Annotated in this window: 6 protein-coding genes and 2 pseudogenes; 3 read left to right on the top strand and 5 right to left on the bottom strand. The window is 61.2% G+C overall.

Annotated features, from left to right (window positions below; translation table 11 throughout):
• The coding region (locus tag NQV17_RS35910; RefSeq protein WP_257775882.1) for a sensor histidine kinase at nt 1–856 on the top strand (856 nt) is incomplete at its 5' end.
• Nucleotides 857–988: 132 nt separating this feature from the next.
• On the opposite strand, the pseudogene NQV17_RS35905 reads toward NQV17_RS35910, so the two are convergent.
• Nucleotides 989–2,089: pseudogene (locus NQV17_RS35905) on the bottom strand (IS3 family transposase).
• A 99-nt stretch (nt 2,090–2,188) separates the two neighbouring features.
• Here NQV17_RS35905 and NQV17_RS35900 point away from each other — a divergent pair.
• A pseudogene (locus NQV17_RS35900) lies at nt 2,189–2,620 on the top strand (FAD-binding protein); the annotation flags it as partial.
• Nucleotides 2,617–2,895: a hypothetical protein gene (locus NQV17_RS35895; protein ID WP_257775881.1), complete on the top strand. Its 279-nt coding sequence runs from the start codon at nt 2,617–2,619 to the stop codon at nt 2,893–2,895. The pseudogene NQV17_RS35900 and the gene NQV17_RS35895, both read left to right, overlap by 4 nt.
• Before the next feature lie 503 nt (nt 2,896–3,398).
• Here the strand turns inward: NQV17_RS35895 and NQV17_RS35890 are convergent.
• From NQV17_RS35890 to NQV17_RS35875, 4 genes are all read right to left on the bottom strand, one after another.
• Nucleotides 3,399–3,665, bottom strand: a complete 267-nt coding sequence (locus NQV17_RS35890) for a transposase family protein (RefSeq protein ID WP_257775880.1) — start codon at nt 3,663–3,665, stop codon at nt 3,399–3,401.
• A 331-nt stretch (nt 3,666–3,996) separates the two neighbouring features.
• Entirely contained in the window at nt 3,997–4,713 is a 717-nt protein-coding gene (locus NQV17_RS35885; protein WP_257775879.1) for an RES domain-containing protein, read from the bottom strand.
• A 10-nt stretch (nt 4,714–4,723) separates the two neighbouring features.
• Nucleotides 4,724–5,410: a hypothetical protein gene (locus NQV17_RS35880; protein ID WP_257775878.1), complete on the bottom strand. Its 687-nt coding sequence runs from the start codon at nt 5,408–5,410 to the stop codon at nt 4,724–4,726.
• Nucleotides 5,411–5,420: 10 nt separating this feature from the next.
• A complete protein-coding gene (locus NQV17_RS35875) occupies nt 5,421–6,212 on the bottom strand; it encodes a hypothetical protein (RefSeq protein WP_257775877.1) in 792 nt (263 codons plus the stop codon).
• Between the last annotated feature and the right edge of the window lie 86 nt (nt 6,213–6,298).

Raw genomic sequence — 6,298 nt, 5'->3', positions numbered from 1 at the left:
GCGAGTGCCCGTCATGCTCGGTGCGATCGCTTTCGAAGAAAGCCGGAAGGAAGGTGTCGCTTTCGTCCTTGATCTGAGTGAGCGCAAGCAGGCGGAGGAGCAAGCCCGCGAGAGTGAGCGGCGCTATCGCGAGGCACGGGCGGAACTGGCGCACGCGAACCGTGTCGCCACGCTGGGGCAGCTCACGGCCTCGATTGCTCACGAAGTCAACCAGCCGATTGGAGCGACGATAACCAACGCTCAGGCGGCGCTGCGGTGGCTGCACGCCCAGCCTCCGAACGTCGACGAGGTAGGACAGTCGCTTGACCAAATAGTCAAGGATGCAGGTCGAGCGGGGGATGTGCTTCGCCGTATCCGCGATCTGGTCAGGAAGGCGCCGCCGCGGAAGGAGCCAGTGGACATCAACGAGGCGATCCGCGAGGTGATCGAGCTTACGCGTGCCGAAGCTTCGAAGAGCGGCGCCTCGGTACAGACACAACTCGCGGACGGCTTGCCGTTCATCGAAGGAGACCGTGTCGAACTGCAACAGGTGCTCCTCAACCTGATCATCAACGCGCTCGAGGCGATGAGCAGCGCAAGAGATGGCCCGCGACACTTGCTCGTCAGCACAGACAAAGCCGACTCTGACTGCGTGCTCGTGACTGTGCGCGATTCGGGGCCGGGTTTCGCTACGGACGGGGCCGAGGACGCGTTCGCGCCCTTCTATACCACGAAGCCTACCGGTTTGGGGATGGGGTTGTCGATCTGCCGTTCGATTATCGAAGCGCGTGGCGGCCGGGTGTGGGCGAGTGCGAACGCGCCCCGTGGCGCTGTCGTTCAATTCGCGGTGCCAGCCCATCCACTCGTTTCGTCGTGATTGACGCGCGGGAGCGAGGACCTCTGGGCGTTACGCTATCCAGCGTGAACGCGCGACACAGAATTGAAGTGAGTCCTGGCGCGATTTATCGCCACAGCGAACCGATGACCTGCGGCGGAATTTTGTAGCCAGTCAAGCAGTGAGTCTCGCGTCGATATTATCGGAATCCAGCCAGGCTCGACGGACCTTGGCGGGAGGTTGATAGCGATGTGCGCTATGGGGCCGGCGCTCGTTGTAGAACTGTCGCCAGCGTTCGATGAGCACCTTGGCCTCGGCGCGGCTGCGGAACCATTCCCGGTTCAGCATTTTGTCACGCAGCTTGCCGTTGAAGCTCTCGACGAACCCGTTTTGCCACGGACTGCCCGGTGCGATGAGGGCAGGACCGATGGCAGCAGCTCGCAGCCAGCGCATGACCTTGGCAGCGGTAAATTCGGCGCCGTAGTACATGCAGAATGAACGCGGGCTTTCCGTACAGCCGCATCAGTCGCGACAGCGTCAGGATGACGTCCTGCGACCGCAGGCTGGCGCCGACCTCGATCGCCAGACACTCGCGGGTGTATTCATCGATCACGCAAAGCATCTTCAACGCCCGCCCGTCTACCAGTTGATCGTGCACGAAGGCGTAGCTCCATACCGAGTTGGGTTGTGTCGCACCGGGTAGGCGAATGTCGTTGCCACAACGACGGCGGCGAGGACGCCGCCGTGGAATGTTGAGCTGCAAGGCTCGCCACATTCGCCGCACGCGCGATTCGCCCAGCGCCAGCCAAGCCGACATCCGCCGGTAGCCGAAGCGCGGCACTTCCTGCGCGGCCGCCATCAGCCGCTCGCCCAGGCTCCGATCCTTCTCCGGTTGCTTGAGCGTATAGGTGGCCGCCCGGCGACTCAGCCCCAGATAACAACATGCCTTGCGTTGCGAGAGCCCCCGCCGAGTCAGGACTTCCAGCGCTTCGCGCCGTCCCGTTGAGGTGCTCATTTTTTTCGGCTGAATTCCTTCAGGCCGTCGATGACCAGCAATTGCTCGGCAATCAGGCGCTTGAGCCGCTCGTTCTCCGATTCCAGATCCTTGAGCCGACGGGCGTCGGCCACATCCACGCCGCCGAACACGTTGCGCCAACGATAGAACGTCTGTTCCGAGATGTTGTGGCGCTTGCACAGGTCCTTCACCGGCTCGTCCCGGCTCTCGACCTCGCGCAAGATCCGGATGATCTGCTCGTCGGTAAATCTCTTCTTCATCGAGTTCTCCTTGCCTCTAGGATAAAAGAGAACTCACTTGCCAGATGGCTATAAGAAACGTCTCAGGTCAATCCCGGTCCGTTTGACGGTTTTGACGCGGCGGCGGTGGACTCGGGCATCTCGCAGTTCGTGAACCGCGAGGTGACGAAGCTGGACCGTCCGGAGCTGACGAGCGCGAAGATCATCGTGCTGGGCGGCCGCGGCTTGGACAGCGGCGAGAACTACACGAAGGTGCTGGCCCCGCTGGCGGACAAGCGGCAGACTGCACTCGGCGCTTCGCACGCGGCGGTGGACGCGTGCTTCGTGCCGAACGACTACCAGGTAGGTCAGACGGGCAAGGTCGTGGCGCCGCAACTTTACATCGCGATCGGTATCTCGGGTACGATCCAGCCCCTCGTGGGGATGAAGGATTCGGAGGTGATCGTCGCTATCAACAAGGACGAGGAACCGCCGATCTTCAGCGTGGCCGATTACGGCCTCGTCGGCGATCTGTTCATGCTTGCGCCGGAGTTGCTTGAGCAACTCCCGTGAACCTGATTTCCGAGGTCGTGATCAGCAATTGTTCAAGTGGAGCCAAACAGAGGAATGTGATGCGCCGCGTTCGCATGGATGCAGCAGCGGCTGCCAATGCAGAAGATACGGCGATCTGGCGTTGGTTTTCCGCGCTGCTTGAAGAGCGACGAGTTGGGCGGCGTTACCTGTTCAATCGATGGGTACTGAATGTTGATCAATTCCACGTCGCTACCGAGCAGAACTTCTACGAGGCGATCAGGGTGGCAAAATGGGCGGCGACTGAACGCGACTAGGGATTGTCGCCTGCAGAACGGGCCCTACGTTCCTGCCGCCGTTGCGCGCTGCATCCAGATAACAGGAGCTATCAGGATTACATTGGCTTTGCACGTGCAAAGTTTTCTGGTCGACGTGCGTGAGCCTTGCCCACCTAGATTTGCTGCGACGCTGGCGAATACGACGGTCGGACGTTGTAACCGCGCTGACCCGATCGAAGCAGGATCGGGATGAACGAAGCCATTTTTTGACGGGGCCTTGGCGAGGCTAGGGCCAGTGTATCGCCGGATTCCGTCACTCAATTTGAAGGGGCGGATAGTTGCAGCTATCCGCCCCTTCATTTCGTCAATCGTCGGAGGAGGGCGCTCGAAGGTCGCTCACACAACTAATTTTGTTGCTACCTGCGGCCGGCAGGGTTCGTTGGCGACGTCCCGCCACCCCGAGCTCATCGCGGAGCCGCTTGAGACGGGCTTTCGAGCGGCGTTCCGCGGCTGAACCGAGCCAGCACGACCAAAGCCTCTATCTAGCTGGCACCGGCTCGTCGGCTATGTCGATCGACGATTGCCAACACAACTTTGGTTGAAATCGCACATCGGATTACAACTTTAGGGGTATCCGGTTTACGTGGTTGGCAACCCATGCGCTGCGTGCCGACGTACATCCCAACGCGACGACCGTGCATCGGCAGGTCGCGCACAAGCCGCTCGCGGCGGCCGAAGCCGACCAGGCGGTCGGAATTGCAGTGCGGGCAGTGCGTCAGCGGAGCACAGCGCCTTGCCACGAACGTCATCGGCCCACTGCCTCTTCGCGGCCATAGAAAAAGCCCGTTGCAGTGTTTTCGACACACCCGCAGGACTCGCATCGGTAGAGGGACATGACTATCGAGGGTTCGGGGCCGTTAAGGTCGGGCAGTCCAGACCAGCAAATCCCGCATCAAAGAACTGTCGTTGAGAAGGCTGCCCGCCAACGCTGTCACAGGACCGTGACGCGCTTCCCATTCAGCACCGGCCCGCTGTACCGTCTGGGCGTGCCGATAAGGAGAGTTATCGGCATTGAAGCCGCGCCCGAAAAGCCCGGCCGGGGCCGAGTTCCGTAGCATCGCACTATCGCTCGGACACGCCCTAGAACTCGACGTCCGCACGGCCGACGGTTGGCTCAGGTGGCTCACACCGAAGCGGATCCCCCTGCAGCTCTGCATACGTCGCATGCTGGATAAAGGGTGTCGTGGTGTAGGTGATGCCTGCGCGTAAAGGCGCAAGCGCCTCAAACGATAGGATGATCGCGCCCTCGCCCCGGTAGCGGCGTGATGGGTACAACGCGCCGTCCGGTCGCTGTGCCGGACCAACCTGTTGCATCGCCTGGTACAACCGCACCCCGAACCATTGGCACCACTCGTGGTCGGGTGACGACAGTTGGTCATAGATCCCGAGTAGGCTCGACGCCGGCGCGCCCAAGTCCCATACGCGGAGTTTCCGCGGAAACGTCAACGTCGCGATCAAGCCGTCGCGCTCGGCCTGGCTGTTCAGATAGAACGTCCCGGGCCGGCGGGCATCGTTGCACGCGAAGCGGGCTTCCCAGACCGTCGTTTCAGGTTCAGGGGCCAGGTACAACCACCCAAAGGGCACGCTACCGTCCACCTCGATCAAAGCCTTCGGTGGGCCAAACCGGTACGGGTTCCACACGCGCTCAGGCAAGATCCCCGCCGGTGAATACGCAGCCCGATGCAGCACCGGGCCGACGGTTCGAGTACTGCGCTCCAGCGCTGTGACGAGCTGTTCCACCGCAGGCATGGACTCGGCGATGTCCGGCGGTGGTCCTACAAGTTGATGTTTTCCCATGTCATGACCTTCAATAGGCCACGCTCTCCCCGGGTCGCGGGATCGCGTCGATCACGCGACGCTGGCGCTCCACAGTGGGCAGGTTCAACAGCCGACGCTGACTCGCGTGCGGCGCGCCCCGCCCCTCGAAAAGCTTCCCGGCCAACAGTTCCGCGGGCGCGAGCTCATTGAGCTCGTCGCGTGCGGTCACGAAGAAGGCGTGGACCTCTGTTTCCAACGCCCCTCGGAACTGATCGAGCACTTTGGGCAGCAATTCGGGCACGGACCCCACAAACTGCCATGCTGGAAACACCCGCCCATTTGTCTGGCCTCGCGGCCGAACGCAGTAAAACCGACCCGCCTCCACTGATCGGTAGAGACTCGCGATCGACAGCGTCACCAACTTTCGCTCGACGACTTCCGAGGGCTTCAAGTTGGCGACAGGCAACGCATCGGACACCGCCTCGGCCACCCCTGCCACATCCGGAATAAACATCGTCGCCAAACGGCGTTCCAATGTGTCCCGAATGAGCAAGTGAAGCGTCTCGGCGCGAACATCCAGTGAGATCCGCCCACGGAGGGAGCCCTCGATATCCGCCGTAAACAATTCGGCGACATCGCGCGCGATGTGGGTAGTGTTGAGATACTGCCCTTCGCTGGGCACCGCTCGAATCTTGATATCGGCGATCCGGCTGTATTCGTTGATTGCCTGTGCCATATGAAACTCCTTAAGCGAAATGGGGAGGCGCGCCAAGCGGATTCAAGCGCTTGGAAATGGCAGCGGCACTGCCCGTCTCGGAAGGTCCATCGAACATCCACCGGGCTACCAACGTACGAACGCTGGCTGCCGCCATGGAAAGCGTTTCGAGATAGCCATGAACGAAGGGGCGTGCGATCTCCTCGAAAAAGAGACCGCGCTCCATCCTCATCGCAATACTGGTCGTGAGGCAGCGAATGACCGAAGCGACAAACTTCGCGTCTGCGTACCGAAGCAAGCCAGCGTCGACCATCTCCTGAGCAAGCGCCTGCTCTGTTTGCAGTCCCACCAGCTGGGCCGCCGGCCCACCGATGAAGTGCTGCCAGACTTCCCACGAAGGGCTTGAGACGCCGCCCTGCTCAGATTCCTCGTCGCCGAGCGCCTCTCGTAGCTGTTGACGTTCGAGGATCTCGAGGTGGCGAAGTGCGACTTCGAGGATGTGTACGCGCAGGCGAGCAGTTTTGAGCTCCAATGCTGCGCGGAAATCAAAACCGACGGGTGCGCTAAAAGCACGCAACCCTTCGGCGGCCACCTGCTCCAGCGCCGAAATTTGGCCGTTCAGAACAATGATTTGCGCGCGAACGTCCGCGAGGCTGTTGACTCGCCTGATCTGCGCCTGCGCCCAAGGCCAGAGATCTGGAACTGCGAGCCCATCGACGAACGTTTGGGACAATGGGCCGTGGAGAGTGAACGGCACCAGACGATTTGTGCTCGGTCGGCGGGCGTGCGGCTGGTCATCAAAATCGGCTTCGATCATTGTCATAGCGATTCCCAAACAGTTGCGATGAGTTTATCATTTTTCTCACATTTTGCAAGTGTCGCAGATGTCGCAATCTTCTCATCCCTCTA

The sequence above is a fragment of the Burkholderia sp. SCN-KJ genome, assembly GCF_024656005.1.
Taxonomy (GTDB): Bacteria; Pseudomonadota; Gammaproteobacteria; order Burkholderiales; family Burkholderiaceae; genus Burkholderia.
Note: the sequence above shows the minus strand (reverse complement) of the source record. Positions and strands in the feature narration are given on the sequence as shown.